This is a genomic window from Natrialba sp. SSL1 (assembly GCF_001861355.1).
Lineage (GTDB): Archaea > Halobacteriota > Halobacteria > Halobacteriales > Natrialbaceae > Natrialba.
On the sequence record NZ_MASN01000027.1, the window covers coordinates 63430 to 87788 of the forward strand.

Genomic DNA, 24359 nt, shown 5'->3' on the forward strand with positions numbered 1-24359 from the left:
CTCGTCCGCTGGTCAGCCGTCGGTGTTCACGTTGGTATTACTATAGCCTCGTTCCACGAACACTGGTGCGTATTCCGCCTCCCAACAATTCATGTGGATTCGACGTAACTGTGGGTTATGCTCACCCTCGACAACGTCCTCGATATAGAGTGGCCTACCGCCCCCGCGTGGTCCTCGTGTGGTTCGTTTCTCGCCGCAACGATACACGAAGACGATGGAAAGGTACTGCTCATTGGTCGCCCGGGAACGGAGCCGTGGCGCGTTCGACCAGCTGACGAACACGTCGCCGAGTTCACGTGGTCGCCGACGGAGCCACAGCTCGTCTGTACGACTGAGGACGGATTGACAGCCCTCATTGATCCACGTGAGCAATCCGTCTCAGAGATCTCGCGCACACCCGACGGTGATGCATCGCTCACCTGGTCGCACGATGGGTCCCGCCTCGCGTTCTATCGGGATGGCAAACCCCGTACCAGATCACTGACCGACGGTGTCGAGCGCAGGTTCGATGTTCCGGAGCGGGGGCCATTTCTTGGTGGGGAGCGTGCGTTCGCCTGGCGCGAGGATGGACTGCTCGCTTATCGGTTCACAGACTGTGAGACGAAGTGCATCGGCGTGATCGACACCGAGAGCGGAGACCTCGTCTGGCGAACCCGTTCTGACGCTTCGTCGCATTCGCCGTTCTGGCTCGACGACGGACGGCTGTGCTACGAGCGCCGACGGGAGTACGGTACCGTCCGCGAGTTCATCGCTGTCGACGTCGATGCTCCGCAGACCGAGAGTATACTCTTCCAAGAAGTCGACGACGAGACCGGCGCACTCTCGCGTGGGTCACCGCGTCTCTCCCCCGACGGTACGTTGCTGGCCGCGGCGCTCCCAGTAGATGGCTACGAACACATCCACGTGATCGATGTCACCTCAGGCGAGCGAACGCAACTCACTGAGGGGACCTTCGAGGACAAAGGACTCGCTGATTCTGCGCCGCGATGGATCGATGACAACCGGGTCGTCTTCGCGTCCAACCGCAGAGATACAGGTCAGCGACAGCTCTACACGGTCACGCTCGATGGCACGACAGAACCGCTAGTCGAAACGGCGGGAACAAACGTCGAACCGCGACCGTCACCGGACGGCGATCGCGTTGCCTATCTCCATGCAAGCCGCGACCGCTCTCCGGAAATTCGCGTCCACGAACTCGAGTTCGAGTCGTCCGATGCTGAGCCGGCCGACCCAGCGACGCACACTGACTCCAAACTGACCCACTCTGACCTTCACGAGTGGCCGGAACCACCGATCGAACCGGAACGAGTCACGTTCGAGAGTGGTGAGCTGACGATCGAGGGCTATCTCCTCGATCCACGCCAAAGTGAGTCCGTTCCCGATGACGCAACCGACCTCCCCGGTGTCGTCTACGTTCACGGCGGGCCGATGCGACAGATACGAGATGGCTTTCATCCCTCCCGATCATACGGGCTTGCCTACGCGTATCAGCAGTACCTCGCCACGAACGGGTACGTCGGCCTGTTCGTGAACTACCGCGGTGGCATCGGCCACGGCCGAGCGTTCAGAGGCGCGATCGGCGGTGACCGTGGGCGGATCGAGATGGACGACATCGCTCGCGCCGCTGACTATCTGCGTGCTCTCGAGTACACCGCTGATTCAGTAGGGCAGTGGGGACTCTCCTACGGCGGCTACGCCGCGCTTCAGCTCCCCGGAACCCACCCTGGAACATTTGACGTCACGGTCAATATCGCCGGACTTGCCGACACAGCGAACTACCACGAGTGGGCGACCGAGACGAAATTCCCCGACATCGCCTCCGCAGCGACGACTGTGATGGGACATCCACTCGAGAACCCCGACCGATGGGACGACGCCAGCCCGGTCACTCACATGGATCGATACGAGACGCCGCTGTACAGCTTCCACGGTACGGCTGACCGGTACGTGAACGTCGAGCAACAGGACATCGTGGTGAACACGCTACTCGACCTCGATGTCGAGTTCGAGGCCGAGTACTATCCTGACGAAGGGCACGTGTTCTCGAAGCGATCGACGTGGCAGCGAACGTTCGAGAAGATTGAAGCGGCGTTCGACGAGCACCTGTAGGAACAACTGCAACGGGTTCCGCACTGGTTGCACTTCCGGGGTTCTTGCTATCGTTCTCATCACGGTCGCCATGCCGATTTCCGTACGGGTGACCGGTCACTCACGTCGCAACGGTCACTCACGGTTCACGTCACGTTATGACCCACGCCCGCGCACATCAGTCCGGCCCGGGAACGACGATTCCAGCGCAGCGACGAGCACATCGACCGTCTCTTCGGCGTCGTCGAGATCGATCGTCTCGACGGGTGAGTGCGTGTACCGACAGGGGACGGCAATCGCGCCAGCGTGGCGCGCCCGACCGGCACTCTGGAACTCCGTCGCGTCGGTCGTACCGCCAATCATCACGTCGTGCTGGAGGGTGACGTCGGCTGACGAACCGGCATCCGTGAGCCACTCGAGTGTCTGCCGATCGACGAGGACGCCACCGAAGAGATACTCGGAGGTGCCGTCGCCGAACTCGACGACTGGGCCGCCGCCGAGTTCGACGGTACTCGAGCGCTCGCCGTCGATCGGGTAGTCGTCGCTCGGGAAGATCTCGAGTGCGATGGCGATGTCTGGATCCACCTCGTGAACTGCAGCACGGGCGCCGCGGAGGCCGACCTCTTCCTGGACGGTGGCGGTGTAGTGGACGGTTCGATCCGAGTCGGTCTCGCGGGCGACGGCGACGAGAATCGCGAGTGCGATGCGGTCGTCGAGCGCGCGACCAGCCAGCCGGCCGTTTGCGAGGTCGGTCAGTTCGCGATCCCAGGTTGCGTGGTCGCCGGGTTCGACGTTTAGTTCGGCTACCTCTGCCGGATTCTGGGCACCGAGGTCGATGTACAGGTTCTCTGGCAGGCTCTCTTTCTCGTCGCTATCCATGAAGTGTCGCGGCTTCGTCCCGACGACACCCGGAACCTTGTCGGGGCCGACGAGCACGTGTTGTCCGGGGAGATAGCCCCGGTAGTGGCCGCCGAGCATCGAGAACGAGCAGAAACCGTCGTCGGTGATGTCGTCGATGAGGAACGCGAGTTCGTCGGTGTGGGCGGCGAGGAGGACGTCTTTGGTGTCGCCGTCGGTTTCGTTGGTATCGTCAGTACTGCCTGAACCGGTGCTATCGGTACCGTCAGCACCAGCGTCGCCGGCAGTATCATCAGTGCTATCGCCATCACCAGCACCACCGTCCTCACCGTAACTCGTCGCGACGACGTTTCCCATCGCATCCCACGACACCTCGTCGACGTACGGGTCGATCAGTTTCTCGAAAACACGAGCGACCTGGTACTCCCTCCCTGGTCCACCGCGAGCAGCGACGAGTTGGTCGATCTCTGTCCGTTTGAGTGTCATAGCGCTCCTGTGTCGGCGAAACGGACATAGCTCTTGGGGCCCCGGCAGTCAGTGACGACGATTGCCTATGATGCTAGGGCCTGATTATTTTCACCCTCTTGTGACTTGCTAGGGACACACTAGGGTAGTGTTCTCAATGTCCATGGAAGACACAACATCCGACATCGATCGACGCCGAGTCATCAAATCGACGGCTGCTATCGGTGCAGCAGGGCTCTTCGCCGGGTGCGTTGGAACCGACCCAGATGAAACCGGTGATGGAGGTGGGACGTTCCGGATCGCGACACCGGACGAGGTCGAGACGTTCGATCCGCGAATGAATCAGATGGTGTGGTACAGTACGGCTGCACACTACCTGTTCGACTCGCTTTTCATGTTGGAGCCGGACGGCAGCGGCGTGGTCCCGCACCTCGCCGACGGCGAACTCGAGGAGGTCGACGAAACGACGTTCGTCGTCGACATCCGCGACGACGTTTACTTCCACAACGGCGACCAACTGACCGCGGAGGACGTGGCGTACTCGCTCAACTGGGTCCGAAATCCGGATAACGACTCACCAAACCTCTCGAACGTCGAGTTCATTGACGAAGCCGAGGCGACAGGTGAGTTCGAAGTCACGTTACACCTCGAGTACCAGTTCGCGCTGATGGAACAGGAACTCGCCACGATGAACGCTGCGATCGTTCCGATGGATGTCGCCGAGGAGATGGGACAGGAGGAGTTCGCCCAGAGCCCGATCGGCAGCGGCCCGTTCGAACTCGCGAACCACGACCCGTCGGCCACTGTCGAACTCGAGGCGTACGACGACTATTTCCTCGGCGAGCCAGCACTGGACGGGCTCGAGTACCGAATCATTCCGGAAGCAGAGGTTGGTTTCGTCGAATTGGCAGATGGTACTATTCATCAATCAAGCGTGACGGACGCTCTCGTGGATGAAGCGGAGTCGAACGATGCCGTCGAAACGCATCAGCTCGATACCTTCAACTTTCAGGGACTCATTATCAACTGTCTGGAGGGTCCGTTCGAAGACGTCAGAGCGCGCGAAGCGGTTCAATACCTCGTCGACTACGATGAGTTGTTGACGGGTGCCGTCGGCGACCTCGGCGGTCGGAGCGTGGCCCATATGCCCCAGGGCGTTGTTGATGCCTGGGACTTCCCTGCGGATGAGTGGCGAGAACGGTACTATCCGGAGCAAGATCACGACCGCGCACGTGAACTGTTCGAAGCGGCTGGACTCGATACCGACTTCGAGGTGGACATCGTTACGTTGTCCGGTGAGGCGATGCGGGGTCGAGCTACTGTCTTGCAACACGAATTCGAGGAGGTTGGAATCGACGCAAACGTTAGAGAGGTATCGGATGGAGAATGGCTGGATTCGCTCGATAACGGAACGTTTGATATCAATACGTACGGATGGGGCGGAGGTGACGATCCGGACGGCTACTACTACCGGATGTTCCGTGATCTCACGAACGACGACGGTGGTATGAACGACGATGTCGTCGGCCATTCGTCGATCGGCTATCTCTACGAAGGGGCTCGAGCGCGCGGCGATGACGACCTCCTGGAGGATCTTGAGAGGTTTGACGAACTCGTTCGTGCGGCGCGGGAGACGACGGACCGGGACGAACGCTACGAGTACTATGTCGAAGCAGTTGAGATTCTCATGCCGCTGTACCCGGTCATCGGCGTGTACTCTGCCGAGGGGGTGACTGGCGTCCATACCGACGTTCAAGGGTACCAGCCCACGGAGTTCGGCGAACAGGAAGTATTCAACCACTGGCAAGAGGCGCGGATCGACGACTAGCTGGCAAACTCATTCGCTGGTGGGAGTTACTTCGTATACAGATGGGATGGCGGTTCGCCTCTCTCGGTACCGGACCGGGACCGCCGTGAGCGGCGACGAGTCGATCGAGTTACGTTCGTTTGAGCGCCATGACGGTCCTGTGCTGGCGAACGCGGTCGTAACTCTTGGGACCCAGCAGTCGGTGACGACAGCCACCTATGATGCTAGGGACCGATTATTTTCCCCTGATGTGACTTGTCTGGGGTACACTAGGGTAGTGTTCTCAATGTCCAAGGAAGACACAACATCCGACATCGATCGACGCCGATTTATCAAATCGACGGCTGCTATCGGCGCAGCGGGGCTCTTCGCGGGGTGCGTTGGCAGCGACCCAGACGAGCCAGGGGACGGGAGCGGGACGTTCCGGATCGCGACCTCTGACGAGGTCGAGACGTTCGATCCGCGAATGAATCAGATGGCGTGGTACAGCACGGCTGCACACTACCTATTCGACTCACTCCTCATGATGGAGCCGGACGGCAGCGGCACCGTTCCACACCTCGCCGACGGCGAACTCGAGGAGATCGACGAAACGACGTTCGTCGCCGACATCCGCGATGACGTCACCTTTCACAACGGCGACCAACTGACCGCGGAGGACGTGGCGTACTCGCTTAACTGGGTCCGTGACCCGGATAACGACTCGCCAAACCTCTCGAACGTCGAATTCCTCGACGAGGCCGAGGCGACCGGCGAGTTCGAAGTTACCCTCCATCTCGAGTACCAGTCCGCGCTGATGGAGCGAACGCTCGCCGGCATGAACGCCGCAATCGTGCCGATGGATGCCGCAGAGGAGATGGGACAGGAGGAGTTCGGCCAGAACCCGATCGGCAGCGGTCCGTTCGAACTCGCGAACCACGATCCGTCGGCCAGCGTCGAACTCACGGCCAACGACGACTACTTCCTCGGCGAGCCAGCACTGGACGGACTCGAGTACCGAATCATTCCGGAGACGGAGGTCGGCTACGTCGAACTTTCGACCGGTGACATTCACCAGTCCGGTGTGACGGAGGCGTTGCTCGACGAAGCACAGAACGACGACAATATCGACGTCTACCAGCTCGACAACTTCGACTTCCAGGGGTTCCTCGTGAACTGCCTGGACGGGCCGTTCGAGGACGTGCGAGCGCGTGAGGCACTGCAGTATCTCGTCGATTACGACGAGCTGTTGATCGGTGCCGTCGGCGAACTCGGCAGCCGGAACTGGGGACACATGCCACAGGGTGTCATCGACGCCTGGGACTTCCCGGCGGACGAGTGGGAGGAGCAGTACTATCCCGAGCAGGATCACGACCGCGCGGTCGAACTGTTCGAGGAGGCCGGCCTTGGCACGGACTTCGACGTCGAAATCACGTCTCAATCGGGCGAAGCGACGACCGGACGGGCGACCGTACTTCAGAACGAGTTCGAGGAAGTTGGAATCAACGCCACGGTAAGCGAGATTTCAGACGGCGAGTGGCTGGATGGACTCGACAACGGTGACTTCGATATCACCACGTACGGATGGGGCGGGAACGACGACCCGGACGGCTACTACTACCACATGTTCCGTGACCTCGCGAACGACGACGGCGGCATGAGTGACAGCGTCGTCGGTCACTCGTCGATCGGCTACCTCTACGAGGGCGCTCGTGAGCGTGGCGACGAGGAGACGCTCGAGGATCTCGAACGACTCGACGAGATCGTTCGTGCAGCACGACAGACGACGGACCGCGAGGAACGCTACGAGTACTACGTCGAAGCCGCCGACCTCCTCATGCCGCTCTATCCCGTTCTCGGTGTGTACTCCGCCGAGAGCGCGACTGGCGTCCACACGGACGTACAGGATTACGAGCCGAGTCCGTTCGGCGAGCAGGAAGCGTTCAACCAGTGGCAAGAGGCGCGGATCGACGACTAACTGGCCAGCCACATTCACTGATGGGAATCATTTCGTATACAGATGGGACTGCTTAGATACGCGTTTCGACGCTTCGTTCAGATCATCCCGGTCCTGTTCGGTATCGTGACGCTGATGTTCGTCATGATGCACGCGCTGCCGGGTGATCCCGTTCGCCTCTACCTCGGTACCGAACCGGGCCAGGAGCTGGCGGACGATCTGATCGCAAGCTACGGCTTCGACAGGCCGCTTCACGAACAGTACTTCGATTACCTCGTCCGCCTCGGGCAGGGAGACCTCGGCCAGTCGTTCGTTTACAACCGCCCAGTGTCGGATCTCATCTGGGAGCGAATGGAGCCGACGCTCGTCGTGATGGGACTTTCCTACCTCGTCGCGCTTCCGATGGCGATCGGTCTCGGCATCTACGGCGCAGCACGCCACAACGAAGCCGGTGACCACGCCTCCCGCTTTGCCGGACTCGCCGGCATCTCCACGCCGAACTTCTGGCTGGCACTGATGCTGATCTACGTGGTGACGTACCATCTCGAGTTGCTCCCGGCGTCAGGGTACACCTCGCCGTTTATCGATCCGGTAGAGTCGCTGACGCTGCTCATCATGCCCGTCATCACCCTTGCGACAGCCCAGACGGCGCTGCTCATGCGGATGACGCGCTCGAGCATGATCGAGGAGCTTCGCGCGGACTACATCGAGACGGCGCGCGCCTACGGCATTCCCGAGCGAAAGGTACTGATACGACACTCGTTCCGCAACGCGTTGTTGCCCCTGGTGACGATCGTCGGGCTTCAGGTTTCGACGCTGCTCGGCGGGAGTGTCATCGTCGAAGAGATTTTCGCCATCCCTGGATTGGGACGGCTGTTCTTCGACTCGCTCATCGATCAGGACTACTCCGTCGCCGTCGGAGTGACGTTGTTCTTCTCGACGTTGTTCCTGATCGGCGTCGTGCTCACCGACATCGCGTACGCGTACATCGACCCACGGATCAAGTATGACTGACGTAGCACAGAACCCACCGACGGTATCGTCGGTTGCGACACCAGACACAGCAGTAGCACCGACACCGGCATTGATACCGACACCGGCACTGACACCGATACCGACACTAACACCGTGGAGGGATGACCAATGAGCGGCGAAGAGAGTCGTGTCGGCGACGCAGAACTCTCCACCAACGGCCGCGTACTTGGAACGCTCGCGAAGCTCAGGCACAGCCCAACGTCGGTCGCTGGACTCCTCATCGTCGCCGTCCTCGTTGCGATGGCGATCTTCAGCGCGATCGATAGCTTCCTGTTTAACCGGGCGATCATCACGTGGCTCCACGCCGATCCACACGCGATGGATCAGAGTATGCGCTACTCCGAACCGTCGCGAGCGCATCCGTTCGGAACCGACCGCTACGGCCGTGACGTGTTCGCGCGGATCATCTACGGGAGCCGAACGGCGCTAACGATCGGCATCCTCGCGGTCGGCATCAGCTTCGTCGGCGGTGTCATCATCGGCGCGATCTCGGCGTACTTCGGCGGCTACGTCGACGACGGCCTCATGCGAACCGTCGAGGTCCTGTACGCGATTCCGGGCCTCGTCCTCGCGATGATCTTCATGGCGATCTTCGGTCCGAGTATCTACAACCTCTTCATCGCCTACGGGATCGTCGGTATTCCGGCGTACGCCCGGGTGATGCGCTCTGAAGTGCTCTCCCTGCGAGACCGCCAGTACGTCGAGGCGGCGAAACTCGCGGGGCTGCCCCGACGAACGATTCTCTTCCGCGAGATCGTCCCCAACGGGCTCGCGCCGGTCGTCGTGCAGGCGACCCTATCGATGGGGACCGTCATCATCGGCGCAGCGGCGCTCTCGTTCCTCGGCTTCGGTGTCCAACCGCCGACGCCGGACTGGGGCCGAATGCTCGCGGACGGCCGGACGGCGCTGCTCGTCGCGTGGTGGGTCGCGCTGTTCCCCGGCATCATGATCTTCCTCACAGTTATGGGATTCAACATGCTTGGCGACGGACTGCGAGACGTAATGGACCCGAAAACGACCGTCGAAGACGTCGGCTACGATGATTTCGACGTGGACGCAATCCTCGAAGACGACGGCCACGGCGAGCGCTCGCCTGACGAGGGCGACCGCCAGCAGGCGGCAACCGACGGTGGACTCGAGCAACACGACGCAGATTCGTCGACGACGGCGCGAGGTGATCGTCGATGAGCCTTCTCGAGGTCGAAGACCTGCAGACGTACTTCTTCACGTCCGACGGCATCGTGCGCGCGGTCGACGGTGTGAGCTTCGAGGTCGAAACCGGTGAATCGCTGGGACTCGTCGGCGAGAGTGGCGCTGGAAAGAGCGTCGCCGTCAAGAGTCTCATGGGATTGATCCGTGAACCCGGCCGGATCGTCAACGGGAGCATCAAGTACGACGGCCAGGAGTTGACTGATCTCAGCGAGCAGGAACTCAGACGAGACATTCGCGGTAACGAAATCTCGATCATCTTCCAGGACGCGATGTCCGCGCTCAACCCCGTCTTCACCGTCGGCGAGCAGATCGAGGAAGTTATCGTCGAGAACACGGACCGCTCGCCCACTGAGGCACGCGAGCGAGCGATCGAACTCCTCGACGACGTCGGCATTCCGGATCCGGCACAACGGATCGACGAGTATCCACACCAGTACTCCGGCGGCATGCAACAGCGAGCGATGATCGCGATGGCGCTCGCCTGTGATCCACGACTGATCATCGCCGACGAGCCGACGACGGCGCTCGACGTGACCATCCAGGCCGGCATTCTCGAACTGTTCGACGAGATTCAGGAGAAATACGAGACGAGTATGGTGTACGTCACGCACGACCTCGGCGTCGTCAGAGAGGTCTGTGACCGCGTGGCAGTCATGTATCTCGGCAGGGTAGTCGAGTCCGCACCGTACGAAGAACTGTACCGAAACCCGAAACACCCCTACACGCAGTCGCTCATCAACTCGGTTGTCACACCGGACGAGACGCTCGACGAACTCGATCCGATTGGCGGGACCATGCCGAGTGCGGTCTCGCCGCCCTCGGGCTGCCGGTTCCGAACCCGTTGTTCGGTCGAATTCGGCGAGTGCTCGCAGCTGACGCCGCCGCTGTACGATGTCGGCGACGAGGAGACGCATACGACCGCCTGTCTGCGCTACGACGACGGCGTCGAACGCGAAGAACCGGCGTTACACGAGTCGACGACCAGTGAGCCGGCCGTCGTGGAGGAACAGACAGATGACTGAGACCGAGACCGAGACTAGGACTGAGACTAACGCTGGCGCTACGACCGAGGCTGACGCTACGACCGAGACGCAACCACGAACTGACCGCGAACGAGGTGCGCTATGAGTACGATCGATCGAACCGACGATGGGGGACCCAGTGGAACGAACCGTACTGACGACCGGACCGGTGGCTCCGATCGGGAGCCGCTACTCGAGGTCGCCGGGCTCCAGAAACACTTCCCGGTGAACTCGGGGCTGCTCTCGTCGATCCGCTTCGATCCGGAGTCGGGGCCGTTCCCGTTCCGCTACGACCAGTCGAGCGTGAAAGCCGTCGACGGCGTCGACTTCGAGCTACGCCCCGGTGAAACGCTCGGCATCGTCGGCGAGTCCGGTTGCGGAAAGTCGACGCTTGCACGAACCATCCTCGGCCTCGAAGAGCCGACGGCCGGCGACATCACCTTCGACGGCCGATCGACGGACGAAATCCCCGAAGGCGAGTTCCGAAAGCGCACGCAGATGGTGTTTCAGGACCCCCAGTCGAGCCTGAACCCGCGCCGAAAGGTCGGCCACATTATCGAGGACCCACTCGAGGGAACCGATTGGCCGCGATCCGATTCGTCGGTCGGTGCGGATACCGAAGTACGAACCGAAGACCTCTCCGAGTACGCAGTCAACGCCACCGTGGACGACAACGCGGACCTCGTCGTCGATCCGGTCGACGGCGTCGCGACGGTCCTGCTGACGGTTCGCCCCGTCGGTGACCCAACCGAAAAACGCGTCGAAACGGCCGACGACATCGCCGTCGACCTCCCTTGGGGATTCGACGCCACCGTCACCGTCGACGAAACGGAGCGAACGATTGACATCGACGTCTCCGTCTCCGCCTCCAAAGCCGACCTTCGGCGCGAGCGCGCACTCGAGTTACTCGAGCAGGTCGGCCTCAAACGCGAGTACTACGACCGCCATCCCCACGAGTTCTCTGGGGGACAGCGCCAGCGGATCAACCTCGCGCGGGCGCTGTCGATCAATCCGGATCTCGTCGTGGCGGACGAGCCGGTTAGCGGACTCGACGTGAGCGTGCAGGCCCAGATTCTCAATCTGATGGACGACCTGCAGGAGGAGTACGGGCTGACGTATCTCCTGATTTCACACGACCTGAGCGTGGTTCGGTACGTTGCCGACCGCGTGGCCGTGATGTACCTGGGAGAGTTCGTCGAAATGGCCCCGACCGAGGAGCTGTTCACCGAGCAGTACCATCCCTACGCCAGGGCGCTGTTGAGCGCCGTGCCGAACCCCGACCCCGACCAGCCGGGGATCGAATCGGTGATTCAGGGGAACGTGCCGAGCGCCTCCGATCCGCCGCGGGGCTGTCGGTTCCACACGCGCTGTCCGTCGTTCATCCTGCCGGACGGCTTCAGCGCCGCAGGGTACGAGGCGTACGACGAACTCCTCGGGGCTGTCCGCGAGCAGGAACTCGAGGGGAGCGATTTGGACGCGGTTGTCGAGACCTACCTCGGGGATATCGACGCGAGTGCGTCTGCCGACACCGCTACCGACGCCGCGGGCGACGGCGGTACGATCCCACCTGGCGCGAGGTCGGACGCGCGCCAGGCCGTCGAACGCGCACTCGAGGGTGACTGGACTGCTGCCAGAGAGCGTCTCGAGACGCACGAATCGGTCTGTCAGTCCGCGACGCCGGCGCTCGACCCTGCCGGCGGAACTACCAGTGACGTTGTTGGCAAAACCGAACGGTTGACGGCGTGTCATCTCGAAGTAACTGACGAAGGAGGCACCCGTGAGCCGTAACGAACAGCGACCGACCGAACAGGCACAGTCCGAATCGCAGGCCGCGTCGCTGGTCGAGTCGGCGTTTCCACACCTCGACCGGATGAGCGCGAGCGTCTACGCCGCCGACTTGCGGACGGGTGACCCGATCGTCACGGCGAACCCGCACGTCCCACTGTTGCCGGCGTCGAACGCGAAACTCGTGACGGCAGCACGCGCGTTCGATGAGCTTGGCCCGTCCTACCGGTTCGAGACGACGCTTCACGCCGACGGCGCGGTGCAGGAGGGCCACCTCCTCGGTGACCTCGTCCTCACCGGATCCGGCGCGGCCGACCTCTCACAGGGCGACCTGCTGGCGCTCGCCGAAGCCGTCGCCGAGGCCGGCATCGACACCGTCGCCGGCGAACTCGTCATCGACGCCTCGGCGTTCGACCACCAGTCGCTCGGTCCCGGCTGGACGTGGGACGACGGCCAGTTCGAGTACGGTGCCAAGAGCACGCCGCTCGCACTCGAGCGAAACACGGTCGACATCACCGTCAGTCACCGCAACGGCTCGGTCACCGTCGACGCCTCGCCGACCTCGGAAATCGTCCGCATCGAATCGGACGTGACGACCGGGCCGACCGAAGAGCTCGAGGTGTACAAGAAACGGGCCTCCGAGGTCATCCGCGTCGAGGGACAGATCCCACCCGGCGAGACGACCGTCGAGGCGAGCCCCGTCGACGACCCGATGATGCACGCCGGCTCGCTCCTCCGGCAGGCACTCGAGTCCACCGGCGTCACCATCGACGGCTGGACCCGGATCGAACACGAGCCCGTCGACACTGACGGCCCGCCCTGTGCGGTCGTCGAATCCTCGCCGCTCTCGGCGCAGGTCCGCACGATGCTCGTCACCTCGGACAACTTCGTCGCCGAGCAACTCGCCCGAACGGTCGCGCTCGAACTCGAGGGTGAGGGCTCCTGGGACGCCTGGGAAACGCACGTCACCGACTTTCTGGAGGCCCGCGGTGCCGACGCCGTCCGACTCCGAGACGGCTCCGGGCTCTCGCGGTACAACCTGCTGTCGGCTGCGAGTATCGCCGCCGTACTCGAGTGGAGTCTCGACCAGCCCTGGGGCGACCGCTACCGCAGTTCGCTGCCGCTGGCCGGCGTCGAGGGGACGGTCAGCAACCGACTCGAGGCTGCACCGCTGCCGGTGAGAGCGAAGACCGGCACGCTAACCGGCGTCCGCACGTTCTCGGGCTACGTCGAGGATCGCGAGAACGAGCCCGCGATCGTCTTCTCGTGTCTGCTCTCGAATCTCACGGGCGACCAGGAGGCCAGCGCGACGGACCGCATCGACGACCTCGTCGAATCCATTATCGAGACGGCTGCACTCGAGTAGCCGGTCGGGCCGTCGATCGAGCTCTGCGAGTTTCGTTCGCGCTCTCGTGAACTGCAATACTACTCCGGGTTTCCCTCGTTCTCCGTAGATGTGGGACGTTGCGGCGTGTGCGTCAGCGCGAGGATGAACGCCACGACCGCGACCAGCAGGAGCGCCAGTCCGAGGAGTGGCGAGCCGGTGGTCGGTACTGGTATCGGTATCGGTATCGGGAGCCGGGCAACGGCAACCGTAAGCACGACTGCCACGGTCGCGACGGCCACCCCCGAGCCGGCCCCGACGAGTTCGACGGAGACGGTTTCGGCGGTTCCACCGACCTGTTCGCCGAGCGTGATCGCTCGCTCGGCGGTGTCCCACGATAGGAACACTAGCGAAACGGCCATCGCCGACCGCCAGACCGGCGGTGCGTCGACGACGGCGATCGTTGCGACGCCAACGAACACGAGCACGCTGCCGGTACGCACGAGCGGTCGGACGATTCTGGTGGAGACGGGAAACAGACCGAGGGTCGCCACCAGCGCTCCGATCCCACACGAGAGGAGTGCGAACAGTGTCACAATCGGTGGCGAAAGCACAATTGCCCCAACCAGTGCCGTCACGGCGAGGAGGAATCCCAACCCGGTAAGTAGCCGTCCGCCGAGCCGAAAGCGTCGTCGACGGAGCACCACGCCGGCGACGAAGGCCGCGAGTCCGATCCCCGTCAGGAGCAACGGCGCGGTCTGTATCGGACTCGCAGCGCCGACGAAACATGCACCAAGCAGTGCGGCGAGCGCGATGGTCGCGCTCACCGTCGTCGGGAACGAAGCCTCCGGATCGCCAGGGAGACCACTCATCGGTTCACCCCCGCGCGCATCGCGCTCTCGAGTGGAGTTTCGGGGTCCCAGTCGACGACTGGCACGGCAGCTCGCCGAAGGGTTGCGATTCGATTGCGCCGTCGAACTCGCGCGACCGCCGTTCCGAGCGACCGTTCCGCCGTCACGTCGGGCGACAGCACGGTCACCGGATTGCCCTCCGCCTGAAGCGTTCGGGCCAGTTCGACGGGCACCTCGTCGAGGAGCGGGGAGAGAAGCAACACGCCGGTTTGCCGGCCGATTCGCGTTCGGAGCTCGCGTCCCTGTTCGTCACCGGTTGTGCGGTCGGTGCGTCCAATGTGCACGGTCGGCGGTTCGAGCGGCAGCGTTTCCGGGTCCGCGAGCGTCCGCCGCACGGTCGCAATGTGGCGAGATCCGGTCTTCGGCGCCATCCACTGCTGTCCCGTGCCCAAGACCGAGAGCCCGACGGGCTCGTTCGAGTCGGCGGCCGCATCGAGCAGTTCGCGCGCCGCGAACCGCTCGTAGGCGACGGCGTGCGGATCGCCGTCCGTGGCTGCCCGGTAACAGCACTGTCGGGCGTCGAGACAGAGCACCGTCGGCTGCGCTCGCTCCTCTCGAAAGCGAACGGTCGTCAGCTCCCGTTCACGGGCGTAGCGGTTCCAGTCGATTCTGCTCGGTCGGTCCCCGGGACGGTACGCGCGGACATTCGAGAATTCGGTCCCGCTTCCGTCGACGGCTGTGACGGTCGTTCCCGGCCGGGTGTGTACGAGCCGACCGAAGGTAACGGACTGGATCGGCGAGCGACAGGCGAGTACCGTTTCCGTCTCCGGCTCGACGGTTGTCCCGACCGCGGTGCTCCCACTCGTGTCCCTGCAAACCACGGCTGCCGGCTCGAATCGGTGGATTCCGTGCTTCGCAACGACCGTGTAGGACATCGTCGTCTCGCCGCCCGGCTCGAGTACTGTCGCGTGTCGAGCGGAGCCGCCGCGGACTGCAAGCAGTCGCGGGACGCCGTCGGCGAGACTGACGTTGGTGAGCGTCTGTCGCCCCGTATTCCGGAGCGTGACCGTGACCTCGACTGCCTCTCCGTGCGAGGGGGAATCCGCGCTGATCGTCCGTTCGATCTCGAGTGTCGGTATGGGAACTGCGGTCGCATGCGAGTAGACGGCGAAGACGATGGCGGGGATCGAGAGGAGAAGGAGGATTGGTTCCTCCAGCAACACACCCGTTCCGCTCGCGAGCAGCGCGGCGACGAGCGCGCTGTTCCAGCGCGTCGTCCGTCGGATGCTGTTGGTGTTCCGGTCTGTCGTGTCTTGGTCTGTCGTGTCTTGGTCTACGGCGTCTTGGTCTACGGCGTCTTGGTCCGTCGTGTCCTGATGTACCGTGTCTTGGCCTCTCGTCTTCTGGCCCGTCGCGTTGGGGTTCATCGTCGCTCCTGCTCCCGAACCTGCCCTCGGCTCCGGTCTCGATTCTGGACCCGTCCCCGATTCCGGTCTCGACTTCGAACTTGACTCCGGCCCCGAACCTGATCCCGACTCCAGCTTCGTCCCCCAGCTCGGTCTTCGCCTCTCTCCGCGGCGAGCGCTCGAATCGCCTGCGCCGTTCGCCGGGCGTCTCGCGAAAAGCGGACGCGTCTCGCGACCGATCGAAGCGGCGAGGACGCCGTCTCGGATTTCGGCCGCACGAACGCCGCGGCAACCGGGTCGTCGGTCCACGTCCCCCGCTCGAGTTGTCCGCGAGCGGCTTCCGCGGCGCAGCCCGTCGTTCGAACGAGGGTTCGTACCACTGCCTGTCGGAACTGTGCGCGCATTCGGTCGGACCGTGCCGGCAGCAGTACCGTCGGCCATCGCCGGTCCAGAACTCGCTCGAAATCGCGCCCTGGTGTCGGCGTCGGCGGGACGGATTCTGGTCTGCCCTTCGTCTGTCCCGTCCGGCTCATCCGTCCCCGCTGTTTCATCCGCCCCGTCCGATCTGGCTCGTCGAACAGAATAAACGGGACGAGCAAACACGCGAGCACGAACATCACCGTGAAGGACGAAACGAGTACCAACTCGTCGTGCCAGGGCCAGTCCAGTCCGCGCCCGCCCGGCGCGACCACGACGAGTAACGCAGCACAGAACGAAAGGACGCCGCCCGTCACTAGCAGCCATCGGCCGCTCGAGTGCGAGTACGAGTCCGTATCCGAGTTCCCCTCTGTCATTCAGCTTCGGCCTCGTCTTGTCCGCGGTCCTCGGTGCAATCTCGTTCCTCGATCCGATCGAGTTCACGCCTGGCCGCTCGTCGGTCCTCGTCGGTTTCGGTGACACCGCCGTATCTCGTCCGACTGAACCGTTCTGTGAGTGCAGTCACTGCGGCCGCATCGTACCCCGCCGTGATCGCATCCTCGGCCCACTCCGTTGGTGTTCGGGCGTGTGGCCGCGCTGCTTCGAGCTTACTGGTCATCGTTACCCACGCGTCGGACACGTCGGTTTTCGGCTCGGCAGGCGGCCAGCTGTCGGCTGCGTTCGCGTTCGTGTTCGTCCGTGCTGTTCGCTCCGTCGTTCGCGTCCAGTTTGCGATGACGGCCGAAACGGTATCGAGCGTCGATGCCGGGAGTCGACGACCAACGAGGAGGAGAACTGTGCCTCCGATAGCGATGCCGAGCAGGGGGAGCGCGAGCGAGCGGAACACCGAACCGAGGACGAAGAGGACGCCGATTCCGGGTCCACCGCCGGCTGAGAACGCACTGGGGTCGATCTCGATACCGACCAGTTCGAGGACTGACGCCACGAGCAGGAGCAGGACATCCAGCAGGGTGAGCCCGGCGTCACCTGTGCTCTCGGTCGGGGGGTCGTACGCGGAGACTGCCGGTGTCGAGTCAAGGACGGCCGCTGCGGTGCCGAGCGCCGCGATCGAAAGGAGGCCGGCCAAAATCGGGAGGGCGATGTTTCGACGCACTGCTGTTCCACACGTTGATGCCCGCGACTATAAATTTCGGTCACGTCCAGCACGCGTCACCTCATTCTGGAGTCACTCGGTGCCGACGCCGTCCGGCTCCGCGACGGTTCCGGCCTCTCGCGGTACAACCTCCTGTCGGCCGCGAGTATCGCCGCCGTACTCGAGTGGAGCCTCGACCAGCTCTGGGGCGATCGCTACCGTAGTTCGCTGCCGCTGGCCGGCGTCGAGGGGACGGTCAGCAACCGACTCGAGGATGCACCGCTGCCGGTCAGAGCGAAGACCGGCACGCTGACGGGCGTCCGAACGCTCTCGGGCTACGTCGAAGACCGAGAGAACGAACCCGCGATCGTCTTCTCGTGCCTCCTCTCGAATCTCACGGGTGACCACGAGGCGGTTGCAACGGACCGGATCGACGACCTCGTCGAATCCATTATCGAGACGGCTGCACTCGAGTAGCTCCACGGCTGTCTCGAGCGTTTCTGACGGTGTGATTGCACAGTTCTTCGAGAAGCCACCAGTCTGTGAACCGCCTCGGCCTGCTCCGCCTGTAGAACTGCGAACTGAACAGTTGTTAGAAGTGTGTCAGTAACGAGTCGAGCGGATCACTCGTGTTCAGTCCACTACCTTTCTGGCAAGAACGACGATAGCAATTCCGGCAACGACGACGCCGATGAGCGTTGGAACGAGTTGTCCATCTCCCCATTCCCAACCGAAGAACTGCGCTCCCACAATAGCGACGATGGCTATGAGTATGCCGAACGCGGTGATCACGGATGACTGGTCTTGATACTTGGAGACCATCGTTGCCACTAATGTTAGTGGTCTGATGTGAAAAGTGTTTACCCTACACTGCTCAGTCGTGGGGTTCCTCACCTCCCTCTGCGGCGGATACTAGTGGCTCGAAGTTGCTGGAGCCACATTCACATCCTTGTGGTCGACCAATTGGGAGAACACGATTATCTGTCGTGGTTTTTCCCGCATACGACCTCTCACACGACACACAGACAACCATCAGTTTCTCTTCTTCACTCACTACCAGAACTGTCTTCCTTACGTGAATAAACGAACTGCGTGACTGTCGAGACTCTTTATATACCCTCACGACAGTCGGACGCTCTCGTCTGTTGGCTGTACTAACCGGATTTCCGCTTCCACATCGGGTGGCCCTGTCCCCTCCTCACGGCGACTGCATTTGTACCGCCTCGCTCCGCTCACGCTCCTCGATTTTGCCGAGAATACGTTTGAGAACGACGGACTCGCCCTTGCGAAGGTGCTCGAGTGCTGTGGGACCGGAGACACCGTGCTTTTCGGCGAGATCCTTCGCAGCAATGTCTCGCGGCCAGCCGTAGTAGCCCTCCTCGAGTGCCGAGAGCAGATACTCCGTCTGGCGGGCGGAGAGGTCGTCTCTGATCTCGTCGATGACAGTGTGGTTAGTCGAGGGGTTCGGTTCGTAGTCAGTCACGCGGAGGATGTCGACGTCCGCGTCCGTCTCGAGTGTCGAAATTGCGGAACTGATCGCACCGCCGTCGACGAGCAGGGTCCAGTATTCTGCGTTGTCCTGGATACGAATATCGCCGATCGGGGTCAACGACGAGCTGATGATCGCGTCGTAGATGGACGACTCCATCTTGTATCTGGTGTGGATCCGAAGCGACTGGAGACCGCCGTCGAGGCGGTCGGTTGAGCGGACTGCAGGGGCGGCTGCTGCGTCATCCGCGACTGCGCCGAGGTCGAGGTCGTCGCCGCTAACGACGACTGTTGCCAGAATGTCTGTTCCGTCCGAGCAGATGTCGGTAACGACGAGCGTCGCGTCTGGATGGGTTCGTGTCAGCCCCAGCATCCAACACCCCTCGTGCCACAGTTGGAGGTCGAGTCGCTTTTTCATGGACGATCGGATACTCTCGCATCCTGATATTGGTTGGCATTCTCATTCATCCTATATAGAACTGTGCATTCGGCAGACGATCGGCGTCGCCGACCAGTCGGGATCCCTAGCATGCGAGGGAGGGTGCTTTCACGGGACTGTGCGCCATATGGTACCAATGGATCTCACCCACCGGCGAGACCGCCTGCTCGAGCACGAGGCAGCGCTGTCTGCACCACACGACAGTCCAGTCTACGTCTTCTACGAAGACGACATCCGGGACAACTACCGAACGCTTCGCAGCGCGCTCGACGAGCACTACCCCGACTCGACCATCCACTTTGCCGTCAAGGCCAACTACAACCCTGCGATCCTCTCGATTCTCCGTGATGAGGGCTGCCACGCCGAGGTGTACGCCCGCGGCGAACTCGCCGCGGCACAGACGGCTGGCTACGACGCTGATGACCTCCTGTTGACCGGGATGAACCGCCGCCCCGAAGATATCGAACGCGCTCTGGAGCGCGGCGTCGGTCACTTCCTCGTCGACAACGCGACCGAACTCGAACGACTCGTCGCAGCCGCGCGGAAAACCGACGTTCGCCCGCGTGTACTGATTCGCTGTAACCCCTCGATGGAGGTCCCCACCCACCCCGAGGTCGCGACGGCGACACTCGAGACGAAGTTCGGGCTGGACATCGATTCGGGTCGCGCGATGGCCGTCACGGAAAAAGCGGTGAACGCCGACGAGATCGACGTTGCGGGCATTCAACTCCACATCGGGAGCCAGATACAGAGTGCCGAGCCATACGGCGTCGCAGCGCGAGATATGTGTGCGTTCGCCGTCGATATTCGCGACGAACTCGGCGTCGAGATCGACGTGCTCGACCTCGGCGGCGGGCTCCCGGTACCGTACGATGACGACGTGCCAGCCCCTGAGACGATTATCGAGACGATTGCGACGAACGTCAAAGACTCGCTTTCAGAGGCCGACATTCCGCTGCCGACGCTCTTTCTCGAACCGGGCCGGCGACTGGTCGGCAACGCCGGCACGTTGCTCGCCCGCGTCGGCGTCATCAAGGAGACGCCGTACGCGACGTTCGCCGTTCTCGACGCCGGGACGAACACCGTCTCATCGTACTGGCCGTACCCGATCTACGCGCTCTCGGAGGGCGACCCAACCGAATCCTATCATCTCGCCGGACCACTTTGCTACTCGGGTGACGTGCTCGCCGAGGGCGTCTCGTTGCCGCCACTCGAGCGCGGCGATACCATCGCGATCGACCGTATCGGTGCCTACTCGCTCGGCAGTGCATCGCATACGAACGCCCAGCCGAAGCCACCGATTGTTCTCCTGCGGTCGAACGGCGATGTCGAGACGATTCGTCAGCCGGAGTCGGTCGAGGAAATCATCGGCAACGCACAGCAGCCCGAGGACCTGGCGCTCGACGACGTAACGACGGAGGCTGACTGATGAGCACGGACGCCGCACTCGAGACGGCCGCGTCGCTCGCCGTCCAGCAAGCGACGACGCGATACGCTCCTGACGAACGAGTTGCCGTCGTCGCTGTCGATGTCACTGTCGACGGTGACGCGGTTGTCCTTGAGGGAACGGTAAGCACCGAGCGCGTTCGAACCGGCGTTCGCGATGCTGTTCAGGAGGCCGTTTCCGCGCAATCTGACGATGGCTCGGACGCCGCCGCTAACGCCAACGCAGACGCCAACGCCACTACAGACGCCACCACAGTTCGCGACGAGCTGACCGTACTCGAGTCCCTGGCTGTGCCACGGACCACTCATCGCCGTGTGGTCTCCGTCAGAGGAGAGCCTGAGGAGGACGCTGAGCAGGTCACGAAGGCACTGTACGGGGAAGCCCTGACGGGCTACGACGGCCGTGACGGCTGGCGTCGCGTTCGGACCGCCGACGGCTACCTCGGCTGGGTCGACGAGGAGGCGCTCTGCGAACCTGGCGTCACCGACGAGTGGGAACCAGCTGCTGCCGTCGCAACTGCGCCGGCTAACGTGCTCGAGGACGAGGGTCGTGATCCTGACAGCACCGTCGATCTCGACACCGTTCCCGCGGGTGTCGAGTGCCGAATCGAATCGGGCGAAACCGACGCCGAGTCCAGCGTGACCGGCTCCGAGACGGCCACTCAGGCCGAACTCGTTGTTTCCTTCCGAACCGGTGCCACAGCGCGGCTCCCTGCCGATGCCGTCCGCGAGACGACCGGCCTCGGAACCGGCGACGAGGTCGTCTCCATCGCGAGCCAATTTCTCGAGACGCCCTACGAGTGGGGCGGGATGACTAGCGAGGGAATCGATTGCTCGGGGCTCGTTCGCATCGCCTACGCGGCCATTGGCGTGCTCGTTCCGCGCGACGCAGACCAGCAGTCCACGCTCGGGACGGCCGTCGAGCGCGACGAACTCGAACCCGGGGATCTGCTCTTTTTCCCCGGCCACGTCGCGATCAGCCTCGGCGGCGACGACTACATCCACGCCTACGGGAGCGCCGACGCAGTGACGATCAACAGCCTCGACTCCGACGACGAGCAGTACGTCGAATCGCTCGACGAGTCGATGACGGCTACGAAGCGGCTCCTGCCGGCCGACGCTGACTCGACGGAGGGGAGCCGATGATCGTCGACCGCGTCGACGTTTACCGGGTCGAGTTTCCGCTGACCGACTCGTTCGAAATCTCGCTCGGAACGAAACACCGCGCGACGAACGTGCTCGTCGAACTCGAGACCGACTCCGGCGTCGTCGGTTGGGGCGAAGGCGCACCGCTCGCGCCCATCACGGGCGAGACGATCGACAGCGCCATCGCTTCGGCGACCGCTGGCGCGGCGGTACTCGAGGGGCGAGATCTTCGCGACCGGCGCGAACTCGCACTGGAACTCGACGCGGCGCTTCCCGGGGCGGTCTCCTCGCGCTTTGCACTCGAGACGGCGCTGTACGACGCCTACTGTCGCGAGCGGGGCATCGCGCTGGCGGAGTGCTTCGGCGGGAAGCCGGAGCCGGTGCGGACCGATATCACGGTCGCGATCGTCGATCCGGAAACCGCGGCGGCAGAGACTGAAGCGGCCAAAGAGCAGGGATTCGACGAGTTCAAAGTCAAGGTCGGGAGCGATGTGGCGTCTGACCTGGAGCGCGTTGCGGCCGTCCGAAATGCGGCACCTGATGCGGGTCTCAAGGTCGACGCGAATCAGGGCTGGGCGCCGAAGGAAGCGATCCAGTTCGCAGACCGGGCTGTCGACCGCGGACTCGATGTCGGGCTGCTCGAACAGCCAGTCCACCGGGACGACATCACCGGGCTCAAGCGCGTCACCGACGCCGTTCGTACACCGGTCGCGGCCGACGAGACGGTCTTCACGCCCGCGGATGCACACCGGGTCGTTTCGGAGGGCGCCGCCGACGTGATCAACATCAAGGCGGGCAAGTCGGGGCTGACCGACAGTGCTGCCATCGCCGAAATCGCACGCGGTGCCAACCTCGACGTGATGGTCGGCTGTATGCTAGAGAGCGCGCTCGGCCTCCACGCCAGCGCCCATCTGGTCGCCGGACTGGGTGACTTCTCGTACGTCGACCTCGACGGTAACCACTCGTTCGAGCGCGGGCTCGCGGAGCTCCCATCCGGACCGACGCACGAACTCACCGGACCCGGCCACGGAATAGTTCCCGATCCGGATGCTGTGCCCGAATCGCCCATCGAGCGATGACGCCCGACTCTGGTGATGCTGCTTCCGGCGATGCTGCTTCCGGTGACGCTGCTGACGCCGCTCCCCTCACCGACACCACCGACTCGACCACGCCCACCGACACCACCGACACCACCGCTATCGCCACCGAGCGAGTCCAGGCGCTACTCGAGGAGGGCTTGGAGCGCGAGTACTACACGGCGGCAGTTGCCGTCGCTGGCGGGGTCGACGAACTCCCGATCACGGTCGCCGTCGGCCAGCCGTCGCCGTCCGACGAGCGCGCAGTTGGCCTCGAGACGCCGTTCGACTGTGCGTCGCTCACGAAGCCGATCGTCACTACCACGATCCTCTTTCGACTCCTCGAACGGGGGGAGGTGACGCTGACGGACGAGCTCGGCGACCACCTGCCCGCACTCGAGCGCCACCGGCGCGGCGAGATTCCGCTGTGGCGGCTCCTGACGCACACGTCCGGCCTACAGCCGTACGCCTTCTCGCCTGAGTGGGACAGCGTTGACGACGTGCTGGCGGGCCTCGCCGACCGACAGCTGTTCGACCGTCGGCTCGGCGACGGCTTCATCTACAGCTGTCTGAACTACGTCTACCTCGCGGCCGCCCTTCGGCACGTGACTGGCACCGACCTCGCGACGCTCGCCGACGAGCACGTGTTCGGCCCCGCCGGCATGCGTGATTCGTCTCTCGGACCGTACGAGACAGGCGATTCGGAGTCCGAACTCGAGTCGACCGTCGTCGCGACGTATGACCACGAGTACGGCCGCGGCGAGTGTCGCAACGAGATCCACGACCCGATCGGGAACGCGATGGGCGGCGAGAGCGGCAATGCCGGGCTGTTTGCGACCGCTCGTGATGTCGCGCAGTTCGCGCGGACGCTGCTTGGCGATTCAGATTCTGATTCGGCATCGGCAGCGCCGACTCGGCTCCTCTCGCCTGCGACCATCGACTGTCTCCCGGTTCGGCGGAGTGGAACGGAGACCGCATCGCAGGGCTACGGCTGGCGCGTCGGGACGGACCACATTCCGGCACCGCAGTGGTCCGAGCGAACGATCGGTCACACTGGCTTTACGGGCACCTCGCTGTGGCTGGATCTCGAGCAAGAACGGTTCGCCTGTCTCCTCACGAACGCCGTCTACGAGCAGGTGCAACTGTACCGGTTCCGGCAGCGTTACCACGCGATTGTAGCTGCGTCGCTGTTTGGACGGTAACGGCCAGACTTGTTGACATGGCTTTGTTGAAACCCTCAATCAGTGGTACATTCCAGCCACTACTGAATACAGAGCGCGAATGTATCAGATGCCATCCTGGACACGTGTGCTGAGCGGTCATCACATTAGGCAGTAGTTGCACAGGATCAGACGACCGATCAACGGCACGGCTTCCGATTGTATGTGATTTATTTTTGGATTTTGTGTTCAGATGACCTATATCCACTTAAATAGTTGTGAAATTGACGATAGATTATTACTCA

The 24359-nt window shown here is 63.1% G+C and carries 20 protein-coding genes; 13 read left to right on the forward strand and 7 right to left on the reverse strand.

Annotated features, from left to right (window positions below; genetic code table 11):
- The first annotated feature begins 117 nt into the window (after window positions 1–117).
- Window positions 118–2109 carry a prolyl oligopeptidase family serine peptidase gene (locus BBD46_RS07010; RefSeq protein WP_071401015.1) on the forward strand — a complete coding sequence of 664 codons (1992 nt, stop codon included), beginning with the start codon at window positions 118–120 and terminating at the stop codon, window positions 2107–2109.
- A 135-nt stretch (window positions 2110–2244) separates the two neighbouring features.
- On the opposite strand, the gene BBD46_RS07015 is transcribed toward BBD46_RS07010, so the two are convergent.
- The gene (locus BBD46_RS07015; protein WP_071401016.1) at window positions 2245–3432 is read right to left on the reverse strand and encodes a M42 family metallopeptidase; all 1188 of its coding nucleotides are present in this window, start codon (window positions 3430–3432) and stop codon (window positions 2245–2247) included.
- A 136-nt stretch (window positions 3433–3568) separates the two neighbouring features.
- Here BBD46_RS07015 and BBD46_RS07020 point away from each other — a divergent pair, with 136 nt between their 5' ends.
- The 7 genes from BBD46_RS07020 (at window position 3569) to dacB (ending at window position 13574) form a co-directional block, all read left to right on the forward strand.
- Window positions 3569–5239 (forward strand): ABC transporter substrate-binding protein, encoded by a 1671-nt coding sequence (locus BBD46_RS07020; RefSeq protein ID WP_084777702.1) that lies wholly within the window; start codon window positions 3569–3571, stop codon window positions 5237–5239.
- Between the two features lie 265 nt (window positions 5240–5504).
- Complete coding sequence (locus BBD46_RS07025) at window positions 5505–7175, forward strand: ABC transporter substrate-binding protein (protein ID WP_071401018.1); 1671 nt, start codon at window positions 5505–5507, stop codon at window positions 7173–7175.
- A 42-nt stretch (window positions 7176–7217) separates the two neighbouring features.
- Window positions 7218–8168 (forward strand): ABC transporter permease, encoded by a 951-nt coding sequence (locus tag BBD46_RS07030; protein ID WP_071401019.1) that lies wholly within the window; start codon window positions 7218–7220, stop codon window positions 8166–8168.
- A gap of 129 nt (window positions 8169–8297) precedes the next feature.
- Window positions 8298–9377, forward strand: a complete 1080-nt coding sequence (locus tag BBD46_RS07035; RefSeq protein ID WP_071401020.1) for an ABC transporter permease — start codon at window positions 8298–8300, stop codon at window positions 9375–9377.
- Window positions 9374–10423, forward strand: coding sequence for an ABC transporter ATP-binding protein (locus tag BBD46_RS07040; RefSeq protein WP_071401021.1), 1050 nt, complete (start codon window positions 9374–9376; stop codon window positions 10421–10423). Before BBD46_RS07035 ends, BBD46_RS07040 begins: the two co-directional genes overlap by 4 nt.
- A gap of 102 nt (window positions 10424–10525) precedes the next feature.
- Window positions 10526–12211: an ABC transporter ATP-binding protein gene (locus BBD46_RS07045; protein WP_071401022.1), complete on the forward strand. Its 1686-nt coding sequence runs from the start codon at window positions 10526–10528 to the stop codon at window positions 12209–12211.
- Window positions 12201–13574 (forward strand): D-alanyl-D-alanine carboxypeptidase/D-alanyl-D-alanine endopeptidase, encoded by a 1374-nt coding sequence (gene dacB / locus BBD46_RS07050; protein ID WP_071401023.1) that lies wholly within the window; start codon window positions 12201–12203, stop codon window positions 13572–13574. Before BBD46_RS07045 ends, dacB begins: the two co-directional genes overlap by 11 nt.
- Window positions 13575–13633: 59 nt before the next feature.
- Here dacB and BBD46_RS07055 read toward each other — a convergent pair whose 3' ends face one another.
- The 4 genes from BBD46_RS07055 to BBD46_RS07070 are packed head-to-tail and all read right to left on the reverse strand — an operon-like array spanning window position 13634 to window position 17320.
- Window positions 13634–14404: a DUF7519 family protein gene (locus tag BBD46_RS07055; protein WP_071401024.1), complete on the reverse strand. Its 771-nt coding sequence runs from the start codon at window positions 14402–14404 to the stop codon at window positions 13634–13636.
- Window positions 14401–15810 (reverse strand): DUF58 domain-containing protein, encoded by a 1410-nt coding sequence (locus tag BBD46_RS07060; RefSeq protein ID WP_084777703.1) that lies wholly within the window; start codon window positions 15808–15810, stop codon window positions 14401–14403. Before BBD46_RS07060 ends, BBD46_RS07055 begins: the two co-directional genes overlap by 4 nt.
- Entirely contained in the window at window positions 15807–16583 is a 777-nt protein-coding gene (locus BBD46_RS07065) for a DUF7269 family protein (RefSeq protein WP_071401025.1), read from the reverse strand. The genes BBD46_RS07060 and BBD46_RS07065 overlap by 4 nt, the downstream gene beginning before the upstream one ends.
- Window positions 16580–17320 (reverse strand): DUF4129 domain-containing protein, encoded by a 741-nt coding sequence (locus tag BBD46_RS07070; protein ID WP_071401026.1) that lies wholly within the window; start codon window positions 17318–17320, stop codon window positions 16580–16582. The genes BBD46_RS07065 and BBD46_RS07070 overlap by 4 nt, the downstream gene beginning before the upstream one ends.
- 132 nt (window positions 17321–17452) lie before the next feature.
- On the opposite strand from BBD46_RS07070, the gene BBD46_RS21550 reads away from it, so the two are divergent.
- Window positions 17453–17776, forward strand: coding sequence for a D-alanyl-D-alanine carboxypeptidase (locus BBD46_RS21550; protein WP_253184521.1), 324 nt, complete (start codon window positions 17453–17455; stop codon window positions 17774–17776).
- A gap of 156 nt (window positions 17777–17932) precedes the next feature.
- Here BBD46_RS21550 and BBD46_RS07080 read toward each other — a convergent pair whose 3' ends face one another.
- Both BBD46_RS07080 and BBD46_RS07085 read right to left on the reverse strand, forming a co-directional pair.
- The gene (locus BBD46_RS07080) at window positions 17933–18121 is read right to left on the reverse strand and encodes a multidrug transporter (protein WP_071401028.1); all 189 of its coding nucleotides are present in this window, start codon (window positions 18119–18121) and stop codon (window positions 17933–17935) included.
- Window positions 18122–18497: 376 nt separating this feature from the next.
- The gene (locus tag BBD46_RS07085) at window positions 18498–19205 is read right to left on the reverse strand and encodes a helix-turn-helix domain-containing protein (RefSeq protein WP_071401029.1); all 708 of its coding nucleotides are present in this window, start codon (window positions 19203–19205) and stop codon (window positions 18498–18500) included.
- Window positions 19206–19362: 157 nt separating this feature from the next.
- Between BBD46_RS07085 and lysA the strand changes: the two genes are divergently transcribed.
- From lysA to BBD46_RS07105, 4 genes are read left to right on the forward strand one after another with little or no spacing between them, the layout of a single operon-like run.
- Window positions 19363–20655: a diaminopimelate decarboxylase gene (lysA, locus tag BBD46_RS07090; RefSeq protein ID WP_071401030.1), complete on the forward strand. Its 1293-nt coding sequence runs from the start codon at window positions 19363–19365 to the stop codon at window positions 20653–20655.
- Entirely contained in the window at window positions 20655–21818 is a 1164-nt protein-coding gene (locus tag BBD46_RS07095) for an NlpC/P60 family protein (protein WP_071401031.1), read from the forward strand. The genes lysA and BBD46_RS07095 overlap by 1 nt, the downstream gene beginning before the upstream one ends.
- A complete protein-coding gene (locus BBD46_RS07100) occupies window positions 21815–22897 on the forward strand; it encodes a dipeptide epimerase (protein ID WP_071401032.1) in 1083 nt (360 codons plus the stop codon). The genes BBD46_RS07095 and BBD46_RS07100 overlap by 4 nt, the downstream gene beginning before the upstream one ends.
- A complete protein-coding gene (locus BBD46_RS07105) occupies window positions 22894–24096 on the forward strand; it encodes a serine hydrolase domain-containing protein (RefSeq protein WP_253184519.1) in 1203 nt (400 codons plus the stop codon). Before BBD46_RS07100 ends, BBD46_RS07105 begins: the two co-directional genes overlap by 4 nt.
- The last annotated feature ends 263 nt before the right edge of the window (window positions 24097–24359 follow it).